At 66.7% G+C, this 18,826-nt stretch carries 17 protein-coding genes and 1 pseudogene; 8 read left to right on the top strand and 10 right to left on the bottom strand.

Features of this window, described 5'->3' with window-relative positions; genetic code table 11:
* Nucleotides 1–22 precede the first annotated feature (22 nt).
* The 3 genes from ACM14_RS31840 (at nt 23) to ACM14_RS26390 (ending at nt 2,508) form a co-directional block, all read left to right on the top strand.
* Nucleotides 23–274, top strand: a complete 252-nt coding sequence (locus tag ACM14_RS31840; protein WP_139093503.1) for a hypothetical protein — start codon at nt 23–25, stop codon at nt 272–274.
* Complete coding sequence (gene xseA / locus ACM14_RS26395; RefSeq protein ID WP_065347816.1) at nt 271–1,608, top strand: exodeoxyribonuclease VII large subunit; 1,338 nt, start codon at nt 271–273, stop codon at nt 1,606–1,608. Before ACM14_RS31840 ends, xseA begins: the two co-directional genes overlap by 4 nt.
* Nucleotides 1,609–1,926: 318 nt before the next feature.
* A complete protein-coding gene (locus ACM14_RS26390) occupies nt 1,927–2,508 on the top strand; it encodes a Fe-Mn family superoxide dismutase (protein ID WP_012205408.1) in 582 nt (193 codons plus the stop codon).
* Between the two features lie 92 nt (nt 2,509–2,600).
* On the opposite strand, the gene ACM14_RS26385 is transcribed toward ACM14_RS26390, so the two are convergent.
* A complete protein-coding gene (locus ACM14_RS26385) occupies nt 2,601–4,139 on the bottom strand; it encodes an MFS transporter (RefSeq protein WP_065347815.1) in 1,539 nt (512 codons plus the stop codon).
* Between the two features lie 114 nt (nt 4,140–4,253).
* Between ACM14_RS26385 and ACM14_RS26380 the strand changes: the two genes are divergently transcribed.
* Nucleotides 4,254–5,135 carry a LysR family transcriptional regulator gene (locus ACM14_RS26380; protein WP_065347814.1) on the top strand — a complete coding sequence of 294 codons (882 nt, stop codon included), beginning with the start codon at nt 4,254–4,256 and terminating at the stop codon, nt 5,133–5,135.
* A 34-nt stretch (nt 5,136–5,169) separates the two neighbouring features.
* On the opposite strand, the gene ACM14_RS26375 is transcribed toward ACM14_RS26380, so the two are convergent.
* The gene (locus tag ACM14_RS26375) at nt 5,170–6,390 is read right to left on the bottom strand and encodes an MFS transporter (RefSeq protein WP_065347813.1); all 1,221 of its coding nucleotides are present in this window, start codon (nt 6,388–6,390) and stop codon (nt 5,170–5,172) included.
* Between the two features lie 122 nt (nt 6,391–6,512).
* Between ACM14_RS26375 and ACM14_RS26370 the strand changes: the two genes are divergently transcribed.
* Entirely contained in the window at nt 6,513–7,109 is a 597-nt protein-coding gene (locus tag ACM14_RS26370; protein ID WP_065347826.1) for a TetR/AcrR family transcriptional regulator, read from the top strand.
* Between the two features lie 52 nt (nt 7,110–7,161).
* Here the strand turns inward: ACM14_RS26370 and ACM14_RS26365 are convergent, their stop codons facing one another.
* Genes ACM14_RS26365 through ACM14_RS26355 form a run of 3 tightly spaced genes read right to left on the bottom strand, consistent with a single transcriptional unit; the run spans nt 7,162 to nt 10,117 of the window.
* Nucleotides 7,162–8,022, bottom strand: coding sequence for an oxaloacetate decarboxylase (locus ACM14_RS26365; RefSeq protein ID WP_013802578.1), 861 nt, complete (start codon nt 8,020–8,022; stop codon nt 7,162–7,164).
* A gap of 44 nt (nt 8,023–8,066) precedes the next feature.
* Nucleotides 8,067–9,077: a tripartite tricarboxylate transporter substrate binding protein gene (locus tag ACM14_RS26360; RefSeq protein WP_065347812.1), complete on the bottom strand. Its 1,011-nt coding sequence runs from the start codon at nt 9,075–9,077 to the stop codon at nt 8,067–8,069.
* A 44-nt stretch (nt 9,078–9,121) separates the two neighbouring features.
* A complete protein-coding gene (locus tag ACM14_RS26355) occupies nt 9,122–10,117 on the bottom strand; it encodes a tripartite tricarboxylate transporter substrate binding protein (protein WP_065347811.1) in 996 nt (331 codons plus the stop codon).
* 197 nt (nt 10,118–10,314) lie between these two features.
* Between ACM14_RS26355 and prpR the strand changes: the two genes are divergently transcribed.
* The gene (gene prpR / locus ACM14_RS26350; protein WP_139093502.1) at nt 10,315–12,336 is read left to right on the top strand and encodes a propionate catabolism operon regulatory protein PrpR; all 2,022 of its coding nucleotides are present in this window, start codon (nt 10,315–10,317) and stop codon (nt 12,334–12,336) included.
* Between the two features lie 21 nt (nt 12,337–12,357).
* Here the strand turns inward: prpR and ACM14_RS26345 are convergent, their stop codons facing one another.
* The gene (locus tag ACM14_RS26345; protein WP_065347809.1) at nt 12,358–13,215 is read right to left on the bottom strand and encodes a hypothetical protein; all 858 of its coding nucleotides are present in this window, start codon (nt 13,213–13,215) and stop codon (nt 12,358–12,360) included.
* 331 nt (nt 13,216–13,546) lie between these two features.
* Here ACM14_RS26345 and ACM14_RS26340 point away from each other — a divergent pair, with 331 nt between their 5' ends.
* On the top strand, nt 13,547–14,575 hold the full coding sequence (locus tag ACM14_RS26340; protein ID WP_065347808.1) for a hypothetical protein: 1,029 nt from the start codon (nt 13,547–13,549) through the stop codon (nt 14,573–14,575).
* Nucleotides 14,576–14,609: 34 nt separating this feature from the next.
* Here the strand turns inward: ACM14_RS26340 and ACM14_RS26335 are convergent, their stop codons facing one another.
* A complete protein-coding gene (locus ACM14_RS26335; RefSeq protein WP_065347807.1) occupies nt 14,610–15,113 on the bottom strand; it encodes a GNAT family N-acetyltransferase in 504 nt (167 codons plus the stop codon).
* A 109-nt stretch (nt 15,114–15,222) separates the two neighbouring features.
* A complete protein-coding gene (locus ACM14_RS26330; protein WP_065347806.1) occupies nt 15,223–16,161 on the bottom strand; it encodes a LysR family transcriptional regulator in 939 nt (312 codons plus the stop codon).
* Between the two features lie 67 nt (nt 16,162–16,228).
* Between ACM14_RS26330 and ACM14_RS26325 the strand changes: the two genes are divergently transcribed.
* Entirely contained in the window at nt 16,229–17,161 is a 933-nt protein-coding gene (locus ACM14_RS26325; protein WP_065347805.1) for a pyridoxal-phosphate dependent enzyme, read from the top strand.
* 34 nt (nt 17,162–17,195) lie between these two features.
* Here ACM14_RS26325 and prpF read toward each other — a convergent pair whose 3' ends face one another.
* Nucleotides 17,196–18,392 carry a 2-methylaconitate cis-trans isomerase PrpF gene (prpF, locus tag ACM14_RS26320; protein WP_043821113.1) on the bottom strand — a complete coding sequence of 399 codons (1,197 nt, stop codon included), beginning with the start codon at nt 18,390–18,392 and terminating at the stop codon, nt 17,196–17,198.
* A pseudogene (locus ACM14_RS26315) lies at nt 18,392–18,826 on the bottom strand (Fe/S-dependent 2-methylisocitrate dehydratase AcnD); the annotation flags it as partial. The pseudogene ACM14_RS26315 and the gene prpF, both read right to left, overlap by 1 nt.

Here is an 18,826-nt window from a genome sequence, read left to right as displayed (position 1 = left end):
CTCCCCATATTCGGGAATTTGGATGGTCGCTATAGCACAGATTTCTGTGGATAACTTTGTTATCAAGCGGGTTGCGCAAACGCCGCTGCGGCGGCGAATGGACACTGTGACAAATGTGAATTCTTTGTTGCAGCAAAAAAATCTTTATGAATCAATTGCTTGCGAGGTGTTTTTGAGAGTGCTTCTGCAAATTGCCGCCAAAGTGCCTGCTCGGGTCTGCATCCGCCTGCCTGTGGAGAATGTTGCACTGCATGCAGACCGGGAGGCCGCATGAGTGGTGCATTCGGCGCAATGAACCCAGCAGCGGCGCCGCTGGTCTGGGAAGTCGGCGCGCTGTGCCGCGCCGTGAGCGACGCCTTGCAGGCACGCTTCAATCCGGTGGCGGTGCGCGGGGAGATCAGCGGCTTTTCCCGCGCTGCCAGCGGGCATTGCTACTTCAGCATCAAGGACGCGGGCGGGCAGATCCGCTGCGCCATGTTCCGGCGTGCGGCCCAGCTCATGGATTTTTCGCCGCGCGACGGCGAACTGGTCGAGCTGCGGGGCCGGCTGGGCGTCTATGAGCAGCGTGGCGACCTGCAACTGGTCGTCGAGAGCATGCAGCGCGCGGGCCAGGGCGCCCTGTTCGAGCAGTTCCTTCGGCTGAAGGCGCAGCTGGAGGCCGAAGGCCTTTTCGACGCTGCCCGAAAGCGCAGCCTGCCGCCGCTGCCGCGCGGCATTGGCGTGGTGACTTCGCCGGGGGCTGCTGCGCTGCACGACGTGATCACGGCGCTGCGCCGTCGCGTGCCCCATATCCCCGTGGTGCTGGTGCCTGCCCTGGTGCAGGGCGCGCAGGCGCCCGCCTCCCTGATCGATGCGCTGCAAAGGCTTTATGGTCTGGCGCGGGAAGGCGCGGGCTCGGTTGATGGCTCGGTGGCCGGCGCGCCGCCCATCGACACCATCTTGCTGGTGCGCGGGGGCGGCTCCATTGAAGACCTTTGGGCCTTCAATGACGAGCGCCTGGCCCGCACCATCGTGCAAAGCCCGGTGCCGCTGATCAGCGGCGTGGGGCACGAGACCGACTTCACCATTGCCGACTTCTGCGCCGACCTGCGCGCGCCCACGCCCACGGCGGCGGCCGAACTGGTGAGCCAGCCGCGCGAGGTCTGGCTGGGTGCGCTGCAGCTCATGCAGGGCCGCCTGGAGGATTCCGTGCAGCGGCTGCTGGACCGCCAGCAGCAGCGCCTGGACCTGGCGGCGCAGCGCCTGGGCCGGCCCAGCGAGCAACTGGCCCGCAGCCGGCTGCAGCTCAGCCGCCAGGCCCAGCGACTGCGCCATGCCATGCAGTTGCGGTTGCAGCGCATGGACCATGCGGGGCAGGGCCTGCAGGCGCAGTTGCCTGCCGGCATGCGTCGCGGCCTGGACCGGCGTGCGGACCATCTGGCGCGCATGGAGCTTCGCCTGCAGCTGCTGGACCCGCGCCTGGTGCTGCAGCGCGGCTATGCCCTGCTGACCGATGCCGAGGGGCATCCCGTGACCGAGGCGCGCGGCGCGCCACCGGGCACGGCCTTGCAGGCGCAACTGGCCGACGGCAGCCTGGACCTGGTGGTGACGCAGCCGCGCCTGCTCTGAACTGCGGCCCGCTGTGTGCAGCGTTCGGCGTGCAGGGAGTGGCGGGCGGCAGGCGGTATCCGTGTAGGTCGATTGGCCGGATCAAGGTCAATTCACATCCACCCTCGCAGCAGCGGGCCAAGATGGGCCATTTGGCGTGCGCTTTCGCCGCAGGGTCACGAAGTTGTTCCTACAATGCCCGTTCGGGTGCGTGAGGGCCAGGGCTCGCAGCAATGCGCGCAGTGCAGGCCCCGCGCGACGGTCACGGCAGGCGCTGCAGGCGCTCTGCGCAACAGGTGCTGGCCCGTCCTAAAAGATTTCAACCACGAAGGAAACACCATGGAACATACCTTGCCCCCTCTGCCCTATGCGATTGACGCGCTGGCACCCCACTACAGCCAGGAAACGCTGGAGTACCACCATGGCAAGCACCACAACGCCTATGTGGTGAACCTGAACAACCTGCAAAAGGGCACCGAATTCGAAAACATGACCCTGGAAGAGATCGTCAAGAAGTCTTCCGGCGGCATCTACAACAACGCAGCCCAGATCTGGAACCACACCTTCTTCTGGAACTGCATGGCCCCCAACGGTGGCGGCGAGCCCACCGGCGCACTGGCTGACGCCATCAACAAGAAGTGGGGCAGCTACGCCGCCTTCAAGGAAGCCTTCGTGAAGTCGGCCGTGGGCAACTTCGGCTCTGGCTGGACCTGGCTGGTCAAGAAGGCCGACGGTTCGGTGGACATCGTCAACACCGGCGCCGCCGGCACGCCCCTGACCACGGAAGACAAGGCCCTGCTGACCGTGGACGTCTGGGAACACGCCTACTACATCGACTACCGCAACCTGCGTCCCAAGTTCGTCGAGACCTTCCTCGGCCAACTGGTGAACTGGAAGTTTGCCGAGCAGAACTTCGCCTGATCGAAGCGCAGGTACGACGTGTGCACGCCATGTGCACGCAACGCAAAAAGCCCCGGACGGGGCTTTTTGCTTTTTGAGAGGAAGGCGACGGCTCAGCGGCGCTGAGCGCGCAGCCGCCAGCCTGTCCACAGTGCCGTGCAGACCAGCAGCAGCGTGGCGCTGGCGATCACGGCGCTGAAACCCTGGCCGAAGGCCGTGCGTGCCAGCTCGGTCAACTGGTGCGCGGCCTGGGGCATCAGCTGATCGGCAGCGAGCAGGGCTTCGTCCAGGCTGTCGCGCACGGAATCGGGCAGGGCCAGGCTCTCCGGCAGGCGCAGTGAGCCTGCATAGACGGCCGACAGCAGGCTGCCCATCAGCGTCACGCCCAGTGCGCCACCCAGCTCGTATGACACCTCCTCGACCGAGGCCGCCATGCCGGCACGGTCCGCGGGAGCGCTTTGCATGATGGTGCTCGACGCCGTGGTCATGGCCGCGCCTATGCCCAGGCCCAGCACGGCCAGCGCCGCCGCCTGCGGCCACCAGCCCATGTCGTGGACCAGCAGATAGCCGCCCATGCCCAGTCCCGACAGCAGCAACGCTGCCGGCAGCATGCGCGCGCCGCCCAGGCGTGGCAGCCAGTGGCCTGCCACGGGGCCGGCCACAAAGGCGGCCAGCGGCAGCGGCAGCACGGCCAGGCCGGCCTGCAGTGGCGACAGTCCCTGCACCAGCTGCAGGCGCTGGCTGAACACGAGCTCCATGCCGATCAGCGCGGCCGCTGCCACCAGGGCCGAGGCCACGGCCGTGGCAAACGCCGGGTTGCGGAACAGCGCAAAGTCCAGCAGCGGGTCGCTGCTGCGGCGCTGGCGCCGCACGAACAGCGCGAGAAAGCCCAGGCCCAGCACCAGGGCCACGGCGGCCAGGGCCCAGTCGGGCGATTGCTTGCCGGCTTCCTTGATGGCGTAGGTGCTGCCCACCAGGCCTGCCATGACCTGCAATGAGCCGATGAAGTCCCAGGGCCGCTGCGAGGTGGCCGTGCCTGCGGGAATCAGCCAGCCGGCCAGGGGCAGGGCGAGCAGCACGATGGGCACATTGATCAGGAACACCGAGCCCCACCAGAAGTATTCGAGCAGCAGCCCGCCCACCACCGGCCCGAAGGCCGCACCGCCCGAGGCCACCGAGGCCCAGATGCCGATGGCCAGCGCGCGCTCGCGCTCATCGGCAAAGCTCAGGCGGATCAGGGACAGCGTGGCCGGCATCATCATGGCCGCGCCCACGCCCAGCAGCGCGCGCGCCGCAATCAGCAGGGCGGGCGAGGGCGCAAAGGCCGCGCACAGCGATGCCACGCCGAACACGCACAACCCGGCCATGAACAACCGCTTGTGGCCGAGCCTGTCGCCCAGCGTGCCCATGCCCAGCAGCAGGCCGGAGACCACCAGCGCGTAGATGTTGACGATCCACAGCTTGGCCGAGGCCGTGGCCGCCAGGTCATGTGTCAGGCGCGGAAGCGCCGTGTAGAGCACCGTCATGTCGATGACGATGAGCAGCAGCGCTACCGAGACGATGGCCAGCACCAGCCAGCGGCGCGGATTGGCCGCCTGGGATTTTGGAAGATGCCCCGAAACGGGGTTCTGGGTTTGCGTTGTGAACGCCATAAAGCACCTGTTTGCCCCGGGCCTTGTGGGCCAGGACTTCCTTCTTGATGAAAACCACAGTTTCCATCAATGAAATGATTCATCAAAGTTTGATTCCATCCATAAAATTGATGGATGGAATGGACACTCGACAGGCTGAAGCATTTTGTGGCGGTGGCCGAAGCCGGCACCATGACCGAGGCCGCCCGTCGCCTGGGGCGTGCGCAGTCGGCCGTGAGTACGGCCATCGGCCTGCTGGAAGCCGACCTGGGGCTGGAGCTGTTCGACCGCGTGGGGCGCCGCGTGCAGCTGACGGCGGCAGGGGAGGTGATGCTGCTGGAGGCCCGGTCCCTGCTGCACCAGGCCCAGGCCATGGACCACCGCGCCCGCGCATTGGCCGCAGGCGGGCAGGCACGCCTGGCCGTTGCGCTGGACGAGGCATTGCCCTATGTGCCGCTGGCCCAGCTGTTCAAGGAGCTGGCGGCGCGCTTTCCGGCCATGGAGCTGACCGTCCTGAACGGCACGGCCTCCGAAGTGGCCGAGCATGTGGTGGCGCAGCGTGCCCAGGTCGCCTTCCAGTTCGACCGAGCGCCTGCGCCGGCCACCTGCGCCCAGCGCCATATCGGCAGCGTGCCGCAGACCATTTGCGTGGCCAAGGGCCATGTGCTCGATGGCACGGCGGCCCTCACGCGCAGGCAGCTGGCCGCGCACCGCCAGTTGCTGATGCACATCGAGGGCGTGGAGGACACCGTGCTCAGTCCCGCCGTCTGGCGCTCCAACAGCTTCTATGTGATTGCCGACATGGTGGCCGACGGCCTGGGCTGGGCCATCCTGCCGGTCAATATTGCCGAGTTCGGCGATCTGCGCCCGCATCTGCGGCAACGCGCCTGCGAGGGGCTGGCGCTGCCGCCGCTGACCGTGCGCATGCTCTGGCTGGAAGGGCTGGCGCCCGGGGCCGAAGCGCTGTGGATGCGCCAGCGCCTGGCCGAGCTGCTGGCCTTGATGGCCACGGCCTGAGCAGTCTGGGCTGGCGCGGGCGTTGGGGCCGTGTTCAGGTGCAGGCAGCGGCTGCGTCTTCGGCAGGCGGGCTCTCTTTCGCTCGTGCCTGGCGTGCGGCCAGCACGCCCAGGGCCCACATGGCGACACCGGCCAGCAGAGCCACCACGAAGGAAATGCGCGCGCCCCACAGGTCGGTGGCCCAGCCTGCGGCGGCCGCGCCCAGGGCCACGCCCATGGCAATGCCGGTCAGCAGCCAGGTCATGCCTTCGGTCAGGCGCTGGTGCGGCACCTGCTGCTCCACCAGGCCCATGGCCACGGTGATGGTCGGCCCGAAGGTAATGCCGGCCAGCAACACGGCCAGGGTCAGCGTGAACACATTGGTGGCCAGCAGCAGGGGCACGGCCGTGATGCAGACCGAGGCGCCCACCCAGGCAATCTGGCGGTGCAGCGGCGCCTTCAGGCGCAGCGTGCCGAACACCAGTCCCATCACGCAGGACCCCAGCGCATAGAACGACAGCACGATGCTGGCCGCCGCCGGCTGGCCCTGCTGCGTGGCAAAGGCCACGCTGGCCACGTCGATGGTGCCCACGATGATGCCCTGGGCCAGCATGAACAGCGCCAGCGTGCGCACCACGGGATGGCGGGCCAGCGACTGCTGGCGCGTGCGCTGCTGCGATGTGTCCACGGGCGGCTCTGTGCGGCGCTGGGCCACGAACAGCGCCACGCCCACCAGCAGCAGCAAGGAGGCGGCCAGCGGCCCGGCCTCGGGGAACAGCACCATGCTCAGGCCTACCGACAGCGGCGGGCCGACGATGAAGCAGACATCGTCCAGCACGGCCTCCAGCGCATAGGCCGTCTGCAGCTGGGGCGTGCCGCGCAGCAGCACGGTCCAGCGTGCGCGCACCATGGCCGGCATGCTGGGCAGGGCGCCCACCAGCGCTGCCAGCACCAGCAGCAGCCAATCCGGCGCCTGCCAATGCGCGCAGGCCAGCAGCGCAAACATGGCGGCAGCACTCACGGCCGCTGCCCAGGGCAGGACCTTGCGCTGGCCATGGCGGTCTACCAGGGCCGAGATGCGCGGCGCCAGCACCGCAATGGACAGCGCAAAGCAGGCAGCCACCGCGCCGGCCAGCGTGTAGGCGCCGCGCTGCTGGGACAGCATGGTGATCAGGCCGATGCCCGTCATGGAAAGGGGCAGGCGGGCCAGGAGACCGGCCAGCACAAAGGCGGCCGTGCCGGGCCGGGTGAACAGCTGGCGGTAGGCGTGGAACATGGAAACCTCGGAAAACGGACAGGCCGCTGCAATCACATACGCGGCGTATGTCAGCGATTCTACGGGTTGCCCATGACGCGCCGTATCATTGGCATACGTTTTGTATGTGAATGGAGTGCGCCATGCGCAAAAGCCGGGCCAGCATGATCGAGGAGACACGCGCCAAGCTCATCGAGGCTGCGCGCGAGGCCTTTGGCAGCCAGGGCTATTCCCAGGCCTCCATGGACGAATTGACGGCCAATGCCGGCCTGACGCGCGGCGCGCTGTACCACCATTTCGGTGGCAAGCCGGGCCTGCTGGCCGCCGTGGTGGCGCAGATGGATGCCGAGATGGACGCACGCCTGGAGCAGGTGCTGGCCGACCATGCCGACCCCTGGGAGGGGTTCCTGGCCTACTGCCGCGCCTACCTGGCCATGGCGCAGGAGGGCGAGATACGCCGCATCGTGCTGCAGGATGCGCGTGCCGTGCTCACCGGCACGGACCAGGGCGAGCAGCATCGTGCCTGCATCGCCTTCGTGGCCGGCTACCTGAAGCAGCTCATGGAGCGCGGCGTGATCGTGCGTGCCAATCCGCTGGCCATGTCGCGCCTGCTCAATGGCTGTCTGGTGGAGTCGGCATTCTGGATTGCCGAGGAAGGGGCGCCCCCCGAACGCCTGCAGCAGGCGCTGCAGGCGCTGGAGTTGACGCTCAAGGGGTGGAAGGCGCCTGCGAGGGGCTGAGCGGCTGAGCGGCGCTGTGCCAGCCCGCCCTCGCTCGAACTTCACTCGTGCTTCACTCGTACTTCTTTTCCAGCGCGTCCCAGAACGGCTTGTTGACCAGGCGCTGGCGCTCGGCAAAGGGGGCGACCACAGCGGGGTTCTCGTCCACCCTGCGCTCGTTGCGCAGCTGGCCCAGCGCCTTTTGCATGCCGGCCACGGCGCCTTGCAGCGCGGCATTGGCATACAGCACCAAGCCATAGCCCAGGTCTGCCAGCTCGCCCGCGTCGGTGATGGGCGTCTTGCCTCCGATCACCATGTTCATCAGCTGCGGCGTGGACAGGCGCTGGGGCAGGGCGCGGATCTCATCGGCCTGGGTCACGGCTTCCACGAACAGAATGTCGGCTCCCGCCTCGGCAAAGCGCTGGGCGCGCTCGACGGCGGCCTCGAAGCCCTGGGTGGCGCAGGCATCGGTGCGCGCCATGATCAGCGTGCCCTGGTCGCGGCGCGCGTCCACGGCGGCCTTGATCTTGCCCAGCATTTCCTCGGTGGAAATCACTTCCTTGCCATTGAAATGGCCGCAGCGCTTGGGGCTGATCTGGTCCTCGATCTGGATGCAGTCGGCGCCTGCGCGCTCCAGCGTGCGCACGGCGTGGTAGGTGTTGAGCGCGTTGCCAAAGCCGGTGTCGGCATCGACGATCAGCGGCAGATCCACCGCATCACGGATGCGGGCCGTGTGGTCGGCGATGTCGGTCAGGCCCATGAAGGCCTGGTCGGGCAGGCCGAACCACATGTTGGTCACGCCGGCTCCGGTCACATAGATGGCCTCGAAGCCGAGATCGGCCACGACGCGCGCGGACAGCGCGTTGAATGCGCCGGGCACGAGCACGCCGCGGCGCGCTTCGGCCAGGGCCTTGAGTTGTTGCTTGGTGTTCATGGATGGTGGTGTCGGATGGGAAAAAGCGATGCGCGGGCTGGCGCTCAGTCCAGCGTGATGTTGGCGTTCTTGATCACCGGGCCCCACTTGGCGCGCTCGGCCTCGATGAACTTGCCGTAGGCCTGGGGCGTGCCGCCCATGACCATGCCGCCCGTGTTCTCGATCATGGCGCGCACCTCGGCGTCCTTGAGGGCCTCGTTCACGGCCTTGTTCAGGCGCTCGATCACAGCCGGCGGCGTGCTGGCCGGTGCAATCATGCCCAGCCAGTTGTACGACTCGAAGCCCTTGATGCCCGCCTCATCCAGCGTGGGCACGCTGGGCAGCACCTTCAGTCGCTGCTTGCTGGACACGGCCAGCGCCTTGACCTTGTCGCCCTGGATGGCGGGCAGGGCCGCATAGCCCATCTCGAACATGAAGGCCAGGTGGCCGCCCATCAGGTCGGTGGCTGCCAGCGCGCCGCCCTTGTAGGGCACATGGACCATGTCCGTGCGCGTCTGGAAGGCCAGCAGCTCGCCCGACAGGTGGTGGGCGCCGCCCACGCCCGACGATCCATAGGTCAGCGTGCCCGGCTTGGCCTTGGCTGCAGCCACCAGCTCGGCCACGGTCTTGAACGGCTGGTTGGGCGCCGTGGTCAGGATCAGCGGCGCCTCTTCGATCAGGATGATGGGCTGCAGGTCGCGTGCGGCGTTGTAGGGCAGCTTTTTCATCAGCATGGGATTGGTCACCAGCGGGCCTGGCGAGCCGAAGCCGAAGGTATGGCCGTCCGTGGCCTTGGCGATGGCATCCGTGCCCGTCACGCCGCCCGCGCCGCCGCGGTTGTCGATCACGATGGGCTGGCCCAGGCTCTGGCCTATCTTGTCGGCGATCTTGCGGGCCCGCGTATCGGCAAAACCGCCGGCCGCATAGGGCACGATGAGCTTGATGGGGCGCGAGGGCCAGGCATCTGCGCCCTGGGCCACGGCGGTGACGGGGGCGGCGAGCAGGGCCGCAGCAGCGGCGGTGGCGCTCAGGGCCAGCCCCAAGCTCAGGCGGAGGGTATTGCGGCGGGTATTCATGGTGTCTTGTCTCGGTTGGGATCCGTGGTTGTGGCGGGAGCAGCTCACTTTTCCTGCATGTTCGCGGCCTTGACGATCTCGCCCAGGCGCTTGCGCTCGGCATCGGTGAATTTCACGAACTCGGCGCGCGTGCCGCCGATGGGCTCGATGCCCAGGCCCTTGAGCTTCTCCACGGTGGCGGGCTCCTTCATGGCCTGGTCCACGGCGGCGGCCAGCTTGTCCAGGATGGCGGGCGGCGTTCCCTTGGGCGCGTGGATGCCGGCCCAGTGCGCGATCTGCAGCTCGGCAAAGCCCTGCTCCACGGCGGTGGACAGTTGCGGATAGGCGGAGATGCGCTGCGTCCAGGTCGTGGCCAGGGCCTTGAACTTGCCCTCATTGAGGATGTGGGGCAGGGCGATGATGCTGGCCTCCGACGTGCCCTCCACCTGGCCGCCCAGCACGGCCGTCGTGCTTTCCGATCCGCTCTTGTAGGGCACGGGCTGCAGCTGTGCGCCGTACTTCACGTTCAGCATCTCGGCCACGAAATGCGGCGTGCTGCCCGTGCCGGCCGTGGCGAAATTGAAGCCCTGGCCCTTCTTCGATGCCTCGACGAAATCTCGCAGGTTCTGGTAGGGCGCGTTCTTGGGAACCACGATCACCGAAGGCGCCAGTCCGATCATGGCCACGGGCACCAGCGCATCGTCCTTGAACGGCATGGTCTTCTTGATCATGCTGTTGGAGATCACGCCGGCCGCGCTCACCAGCAGGGTGTAGCCATCTGGCTGGGCCTTGGCCACGATGTCGGCGCCCACGGTGCCGCCTGCGCCGGGCCGGTTGTCGATGACCACGGGCTGGCCCAGGATTTTCGACGCACCTTCGGCGGCCGAGCGGGCCATCAGGTCGTTGGCGCCGCCTGCAGAGAACGGCACCACCAGGCGGATGGGGCGGGTGGGCCAGGCATCGGCGGCAGGCGCGGCAAACGACACGCCGGCCAGCGGCAGCACGGTGGCAAGCAGGGCGGCCAGGGCGGTGCGGCGGGGCAGGCGGGATGGCTGGTGCATGGGGAGTCTCCTGGAAATACTTGAAATGACTGAAACGCCGGCCTTGTTTGCAAGCTGCATGCCATGGCAATAAAGGGTAAACCCTTGTTATTGCAAGCCATTGATCTGAATGCATTTTTCAGTTCATAAGAGGATGGGGCGGAACCTGCTGCTGGATTCACGCAGCGCGATGTTGCATGAATGAAATAATCGGTTGCATGAATGAATCAGTCGTGGCCCCTGTCCCTGGAACCCCGTCCGCCCCCCGCGCGGCATGGCCCCGTGTCGTCACCATAGGCCGCCATCGCATCGGCCGCGTGCTGGAGCGCATGTCCCTGGCGGTGGGCGACCAGGTGCGTGTGGAGCATGTCAGCGCGGCCTTTGACGACGCCGTGCACGCCGTGCGCGCGCTGCAGGCGGTCGAGCCCATAGACGCCCTGGTGGCCGCCGGCGCCAGTGGTGCCTGGGTGCGCGAGCATGTCGACATTCCCGTGGTCATGATCGAGGTGCGCGGCTTCGATCTGCTGCAGGCGCTGGCCAGCGCGCGGGAATTGGCGCAGGCGGGCGGCACGCCGCGCATCGGGCTGGTGTCGTTCGACCATCCCTCGCCGCATCTGGCCCAGTTCGACGCGCTGTTCGGCGCCGGCATTGCCCAGTTCAGCTACCACGGGCCCGATGATGCCCAGGCCTGCGTGCGTGCGCTGCAGGCCGCAGGCGTGGGTGCCGTGGTCGCGCCAGGGCTGGTTGCCGATCTGGCCGAGCAGGCCGGCATTCCCAGCGTGCTGCTGTACTCCGATGGCGCCGTGCTGCAGGCCCTGCGCGACGCGGTGCTGCTGGCCCGCCACCGCCATGCCGAGCGCGCCCGCCACCAGCGGCTGGAAACCGTGCTCGGCCAGTTGCAGGACGGCGTGGTCGCCGTGGACACGCAAGGCTGCATCCAGGCACTGAACCCCACCATGGCGGCCCTGCTGGGAGCGCCCGCCAAGGCGCTGCATGGCCGGCTGCTGGACGAGGTGGCGCCCGCGCTGGCACTGGCGCAGGCGCTGCAGTCGCAGTCCCTGGAGCCCGAAGGCAGTGAAGACGTGGTCCAGCTGGCCATGCGCACCCTGGTGGTACGGCGCGCGCCCATCGTGGAAAACGGCCAGCTCACGGGCGCCTTGCTGGTCTGCCGCGACCCCGCCACCATCCAGCGCGCCGACCGCCATCTGCGCGCCAACCGCAGCCTGCGCGGCGCGGGCGTGCGCTGGCGCATCGAAGACTACGCGGGCGACAGCGAACCCGCCCAGCGCGTGCGCCGCCTGGCGCGCCAGTTCGCGGCCAGCGATGCCACCGTGCTCATCCAGGGCGACAGCGGCACCGGCAAGGAGTTGCTGGCCCAGGGCATGCACCGCGCCAGCCGGCGCGCCGCCCAGCCCTTTCTGGCCGTCAACTGCGCGGCCCTGGGGGAAAGCCTGCTGGAGAGCGAACTCTTCGGCTACGACGAAGGCGCTTTCACCGGCGCGCGGCGCGGCGGCAAGACCGGGCTGATCGAGGCAGCCCATACGGGCACCTTGTTCCTGGACGAGATCGGGGACATGCCGCTGGCCCTGCAGTCCCGCCTGCTGCGCGTGCTGCAGGAGCGCGAAGTGCTGCGCGTGGGCTCCACCACGTCCGTGCCCGTGGACCTGCGCGTCATCGCCGCCACGCATGCCGATCTGGCGACCCTGGTCGAGCGCGGTGAATTCAGGCGCGACCTGTTCTACCGCCTGGCCGTGCTGCGCCTGGCCATGCCCGGACTGCACGAACGCGGACAGGGCGATGTTCAGGCCCTGGCCAGCACCATGCTTGCGCGACGTTTGCGCACGCAGTCGCTGCAGGCCGAGGCCTCTTCACTGGAGCCCTTGCTGGAAGCCCTGCTGGATTTGGCCGCCGCGCACCGCTGGCCCGGCAATGCGCGAGAGCTGGACAACTGGGTGGAGCGCCTGCTGGCCTGCCGCCACGACCTGCGTGACAGCGCGGGCCGCGTGGACACGGGCCGGTTGCGGGAGCTGTTTCCTGAATGCGACGGGGCTGGGCAGGGTACCGTTCAGGCCCTGCCCGCACAGCAGCGGCAACTGCAATTGCGCGAGGCCCGGCGCGATGCCGAGCGCCAGCGCATGCGCGAGGTGCTGGAGCAGGTGCAGGGCGACCAGCGCCGCGCCTGCGAGATCCTGGGCATCAGCCGAGCCACGCTGTGGCGCAGGTTGCGCGACAGCCGTTGATCTTGCGCTTGCGTCCTGCTGCTATTCCCGCTGCAAGGCCGGATCCACCTGCAGGGCGTCGGGATAGCAACGGGGTGTAGCCAGGAAAATGGCTCCCTGGTGCTCGCAGATGCCGGTGATGAATTGCCTGAAGTTGTAGACGCCGGGCTGTTGCGGCGACCCGAGGTAGAGCCGGGCACTGAGGTTTCCGAATTCGTCCACCTTCAAATGCTTGGCTTCATATGCGAAATCATTGATTCTTTCGCCCCAGACACATCGTGCGCTTCCCTTGGAGTGGAATCCATCGCCGGCAGGTTTCAAATCACCGGTGTATTGGCAGCCGCCGGAAGAATTGTTGGGCGCCTCAGTCATGGTCAGCGTATTTTCCCCTGCCTGGATGGTGATCCTGCCCGGGCTCAGGTTGGCGTATTCGGAGGAGTTGGAGTGCACGAATTTGCCATTGAGCCGTTTCCTGAGATCCTCGAACTGGAAGCGCTGAAGGCGCTGCGGAGCCTCGCCGGGCAGGGTGATCGTCGCCGTGGTGGAGGAATCGAAGACGATCCTGACCGGGCCAGCCTCCTGTGCAAACTCTCCATCGCGGGCCTGGCCACCCAGTGCGCGGCCATTGCGGTATTCCGTGAGCACGCCGTCAAACTGCTTGCCGTCCTTGAGCGTGCCTGCGGCCTGCAGGAACAGTGACGATCCGTCCGCGCGATAACCGAAATAGGTCAGGATCAGCGTGGAGCCACCCTGCCTGTCGATCTGAATGCCGCGCCCGGGCTTGCCATTGAGTTCCGCGCCAATGCTCCACATGCCCGAATCCGGAAGAATGGCCAGCGCGGGCGTGGAAATGAAGGCGGCAAGGGCCGCGGCCACGAGGCCATTCAGTCGCTTTGACATGCTTGCTCCGTTGTGAGGGGTGAATCGAATGGAAGCCGACTTTAACCGCGATTCACTTGGGCATATTGAGCGACCCGTCACACCGGAGGCATTTGACCTTTTTCAGGTTGAATGCGATTTTCGTATGAGGGTCGGCAGATGTGCCATGCCCAGTGCCAGCACGCAGGCAGGAGCGCACGACCTGCGTGATGCAGCCGTTCCTGCTTCGCGGTGCCGCTCGCCTTCCAGGGCTCCTCTTCACTGGTCAAAATGTCCAGTACCGACCGCTGCGGGCTGTCTATCATCGCCCCCAACAAGCATGAAGCATTGGGAGTGAAATAGAGTGAGTTCCTTGAATCCCCTGGAGAATTTCGACACCAGTCACTGGAAAACCGACGACAAGTCTTGGATGAAGGAGCGCGAGAAGCAGTGGCCGGAGATCGAGCAAATGCTCTATGCGCTGGAAATGACCAAGAAGGGCCGGGGGATCGTCAAGAGGTACTTCCTCAAAGGCTCCCTTCCCCATTGGAAAAAGCTCCACGACTGGGACCGTGATTCCACGGTGCGCCATTTGAATCTGCTGCTGTTCCTGTACCTGCACCCTTGCCAGGACGAGACGGTGCTGCGCTCATTGCGGGACCAGTTCATGGAGCACCCTCAGGCGCTGCCGGGAGATCGCCTCGGAGGTTTCACCTTGCTCTTCAGCATCGGGCAGAGCCATGCATCTTCCGGAGGCACGCGCTTGGTCAGCACGTCAGAGTTGGAAAAAGAGTTGCCCCTCGCTGTGTCTCAGCTTCCTGACGCCCCTGCGCCCTATGCACATTGCAAAATTGTGGACATACATACGAACGGGCACAACGAACGGCTGTTCAACCTGATGCTTCCAGACCTGTCTCAAGACACTGTGCAGTTGCCAGTGACCCGAGACACTTACGTCAGCAGAGCACCCAGATACTTTCCATGGGACCACGAAGAGCTCCCGTTGAGAGCCTTCCGTTTTGCACTGTATGACCTATGGACCATGGGCCAATGGCTGGCATTTCCTGCCATATCCAGCAAGGGCTACAACGACATGATTTTTCAGTACGAGAGGCCCCTGGATCTCTGGTACCAGGATGTTGCCAAGTCAGCGGCCCCCGAGGGGAAGTGGCTGGAGCCTGTGCTGATTGGTCTGTACCGGATCTTCCAGTTCGACCTTGACAACGAGCCCGACGAAAGTCCGCGCACGCGCTTTGTGCGGCGGATGCGGGCATTGTTGACAGAGAGACAATTCTCGGAGTCCTTCCAAGCCTTGGTCAAACTGGCCAAAAACGATGGCATTGCCGTGCGAAACCCCTGGAGCGACGAGCCAAAACTGAGATCTCGCAGCTTGCCCCGCTGACATTCCACAAGCGACCAAGATCGCGCGGCACAACCTAAGCGGCCAGCAGCGCCCAGCGCTCATGGTCTCGCCAGCGGGTTCCAACCTTCATGAACGCCGGCGAGAAGCCCTCCAGCTTGAAGCCGCATGACTTGGCCAGTGCAATGGCTGCCTTGTTCTCAGGCTGGATGTTGGCTTCCAGCCGATGCAGCTTCAATGTCCTGAAAGCCTGCTTCACGACATGCGCGAGGCCTTCCTTCATCAGGCCTTTTCCCTCAAAGCCCGAGAACGCATAGAAATCGATCAGGCCACAGCGGAATGGGTCCATCACGATGTTCGTGATCTGCACGATTCCGGCAAAACCGTCACTGTGCCACTCCCAGATCACAAAGGCGGCCCCAGCCGGCTCCTGCACGCGTGCCAGGTAGCTCTGAAATTCCTGCGGCGTGCTGGGGGGCGACACCCATGGCGCGTGCAGTTTGCGGCTTTGGCTGGCACCTTTGATGAACTCCGTTTCCAGATCCGCTGTCAGCTCCGAAACATAGATGTTCGTGTCCATGACCGTCCCTCAGATGTGAAGCCGAAAGTGTATCGACGCAGGTGCGTGCGCCGCCGGTCAACGCCTCGCGGCCACCCCACAGGTTTGTCAAGCGCTTGCCGCTGTGGTGCTAGCCACGCTGGACCGGCGGCCCACCAACCCCGCCCAGCCGCTCGGCCAGGAAATCCATCAGCACGCGCAGCTTGAGCGGCAGGTGGCGCGTGGGCGGGTGAAGAATCCACAGCTGGCCGCTGTAGTTGGGCAGGAAGCTCCAGTCCGGCAGCACCTGCACGATGCGCCCGTCCGCCAGGGCCTCGCGTGCCGTGAAGCGGGGCAGGCTGGCGATGCCGATGTGCTGCAGCACGGCGTCCAGCCGCACACCTGTGTGGTTGGCGGCATAGCGCCCGCGCACGGCCACGGTGACGGTCTTGCCGTGGCCGCGCAGCTTCCAGTGCGCGTCGCCGGGCTCCTCGCCCAGGTAGATGCAGCTGTGGGCCTTGAGCTCCAGCGGAAGCACGGGCGTGCCGTGCCGGGCCAGGTACTGGGGCGAGGCGCACAGCAGATGGTCGATGTCCATCAGGTGGCGACCCATGAGGCCCGGTGGCGGGTGGTTGGTGATGCGTATGGCCAGGTCCACCGGGTCGTCGATCAGGTCCATGTAGCGGTCTTCCAGCCGCATCTGCACATCGACCTCCGGATACAGGGCCAGGAAGTCGGGCATGTGGGGATGGACCACGGTACGGCCCACGGCCTTGGGCACGCTGATGCGCACCAGGCCGCGCGGCTGCGCGTCCTGCAGCAGGGACGCGGCCATGACGGCCTGGGCGGCGCCCACCATGTCCAGGCAGCGCGCATGCACCTCGCGGCCGGCCTCGCTCAGGCGCAACTTGCGCGTGGTGCGTTCCAGCAGGCGCAGGCCCAGAGCCCTTTCTAGCCGCGCCACGCCCCGGCTGGTGGCCGATGGCGTGCTGCCCAGCTGGCGTGCGGCCTCGGAGAAACTGCCCGTGTCCACCACCTTGACGAAGATGGCCATTTCCCCGAACAGGGGCAGGGCTTGATTTGTGCTCATGGCGCAAAGAATATTTGAAAAGCCAAGGGATTATCGCGGCTGAACGCCAGTCCTACACTGCCACCCCATGCCTTTGCACACCTTCACTCCCCTTATCCCGTCCCATGCCCTGAGCCACGCCGGTGGTCCTGAAATCTGGCTCAAGCTGGATGCGCTGCAACCCTGCGGATCATTCAAGCTGCGCGGCATAGGCCATGCCTGCGAGACCCTGGCGCGCCAGGGCAAGAAGCGCTTTGTGGCTTCGTCGGGCGGCAATGCCGGCATTGCCGTGGCCTATGCCGGGCGGCAGCTGTCCATACCCGTCACCGTGGTCGTACCGCAAACCACGACCGAGCATGCGCGGGCACTGATCCGTGCCCAGGGCGCCGAGCTGATCGTGCATGGCGCCGTCTGGGACGAGGCCAACGCCCTGGCCCAGTCCCTGTTGGGCGCCGAAGATGCCTTTGTCCATCCGTTTGACGACCCGCTGCTGTGGGCAGGGCATTCCACCCTGGTCGATGAGCTGGCTTCTGCCGACTTCAAGCCCGACGCCGTGGTGCTGGCCGTGGGCGGCGGCGGCCTGCTGGCCGGCGTGGTGCAGGGCCTGGAGCGCCATGGCTGGACCGATGTGCCCGTGATTGCCGCGGAGACGGCCGGTGCCGATTCCCTGGCGCAGTCGCTGGCCCAGGGCCGCCGCGTGCTGCTGGATCGCATCACCAGCGTGGCCACTTCGCTGGGCGCGCGCCAGGTCTGCCAGCGGGCCTTCGATCTGGCGCAGGTGCATCCCGTGCGCAGCGCCGTGGTGACGGATGCGCAGGCGCTGGACGCCTGCCTGCGCTTCATTGATGACCATCGCCTGCATGTGGAGCCCGCCTGCGGTGCCGCACTGGCCCTGGCCTACGCAGGCGCACCTGCGCTGCAGGGCTTCAAGCGCGTGCTGGTGGTGGCCTGCGGCGGCACGACGAACACGCTGGAGCAACTGCAGACGTGGCACGCAGCGGCGCTGACCGGTCAGGCGTGAGCACGGCCCAGGCCTGAAGCCGGACCCTGCGCATTCACGCGGCGTTCAACACCTCGCCAGGCACCCTGATCCAGCCTTCCATCAGGATGCGCGCGCTGCGGCTCATCAAGGCCTTGGTCACCTGCCACTGGCCATTCACCAACCGGGCCTCGGCGCCCACGCGCAGCGTGCCGGAGGGATGGCCGAAGCGAACGGCGCCGCGTTCGCCGCCGCCCGCTGCCAGATTCACCAGCGTGCCCGGCACCGCTGCCGCCGTGCCGATGGCCACCGCCGCCGTGCCCATCATGGCGTGGTGCAGCTTGCCCATGGACAGGGCGCGCACCAGTAGGTCCACATCGCCTGCCTCGATGCGTTTGCCGCTGGAGGCCGTGTAGGGCGCGGGCGGTGCCACAAAGGCGATTTTGGGCGTGTGCTGGCGCTTGGCGGCTTCGGACAGTTCCTGGATCAGGCCCATCTGCAGGGCGCCGTGGGCGCGTATGGCCTCGAAGCGCGCCAGCGCCTCGGCATCGCCGTTGATGGCGTCCTGCAGCTCGCAGCCCGTGTAGCCCAGGTCCTTTGCGTTCAGGAAGATGGTCGGAATGCCCGCATTGATCAGCGTGGCTGCAAAGCTGCCCACGCCAGGCACATCCAGGCGATCCACGAGGTGGCCCGTGGGGAACATGGCGCCCCCATCCTCTCCTTCATCGGCAGGGTCCAGGAACTCCAACGCCACCTCGGCCGCAGGAAAGGTCACGCCATCGAGCTCGAAGTCGCCTGTCTCCTGCACCTGGCCATTCGTGATGGGCACATGGGCCACGATGGTCTTGCCGATATTGGCCTGCCAGATACGGAGGGTGACCGTGCCGTTGCGTGGAATGCGCGCAGGGGCTATCAATCCCATGTGGATGGCGCAGGGCCCCACGGCGGCCGAGAGGTTGCCGCAGTTGCCGCTCCAGTCCACGAAGGGCCGGTCGATGGAGACCTGGCCGAACAGGTAGTCCACGTCATGGCCTTCGCGCGTGCTTGCCGAGAGGATCACGGCCTTGCTGGTGCTCGACGATGCATTGCCCATGCCGTCGATCTGCTTGCCGTAAGGGTCGGGGCTGCCCAGGGCGCGCAGCAGGATGGCGTCGCGCACGGGGCCCGGCTGTTGCGCAGCCTCCGGAAGGTCTTGCAGGCGAAAGAACACGCCCTTGCTGGTGCCGCCGCGCAGGTAGGTGGCGGGAATGCGGATCTGGGGTGTGGTGTTCATCAAGCGTCCTGTGTCTGTGCAAGAAAGTCCTGGGCAAACCGCTGCAGCACGCCGCCGGCCTCGTACACCGATACCTCCTCGGCCGTGTCCAGCCGGCAGGTCACGGGCACGCGCAGCGTCTGGCCGCCTCTGCGTTCAATCACCAGAGTGAGTTGGGTGCCCGGCGTGCGCTCGCCTTCCACGCCATAGACCTCCGTGCCGTCCAAGCCCAGGGTTTTGCGGTCGGTGCCCGGCAGGAACTGCAGCGGCAGCACGCCCATGCCGATGAGGTTGGTGCGGTGGATGCGCTCGAAGCCTTCGGCCACCACGGCCTCGACTCCGGCCAGCCGCACTCCCTTGGCCGCCCAGTCGCGTGAGCTGCCCTGGCCGTAGTCGGCGCCCGCGATGATGATCAGCGGCTGGCGGCGGTTCAGGTAGGTTTCCATGGCCTCCCA

Source organism: Delftia sp. JD2 (assembly GCF_001682645.1).
GTDB classification, from domain to species: Bacteria; Pseudomonadota; Gammaproteobacteria; order Burkholderiales; family Burkholderiaceae_C; genus Comamonas; species Comamonas acidovorans.
The sequence above is the reverse complement of the archived record's forward strand: the minus strand, read 5'-3'. Positions and strand labels throughout refer to the sequence as shown.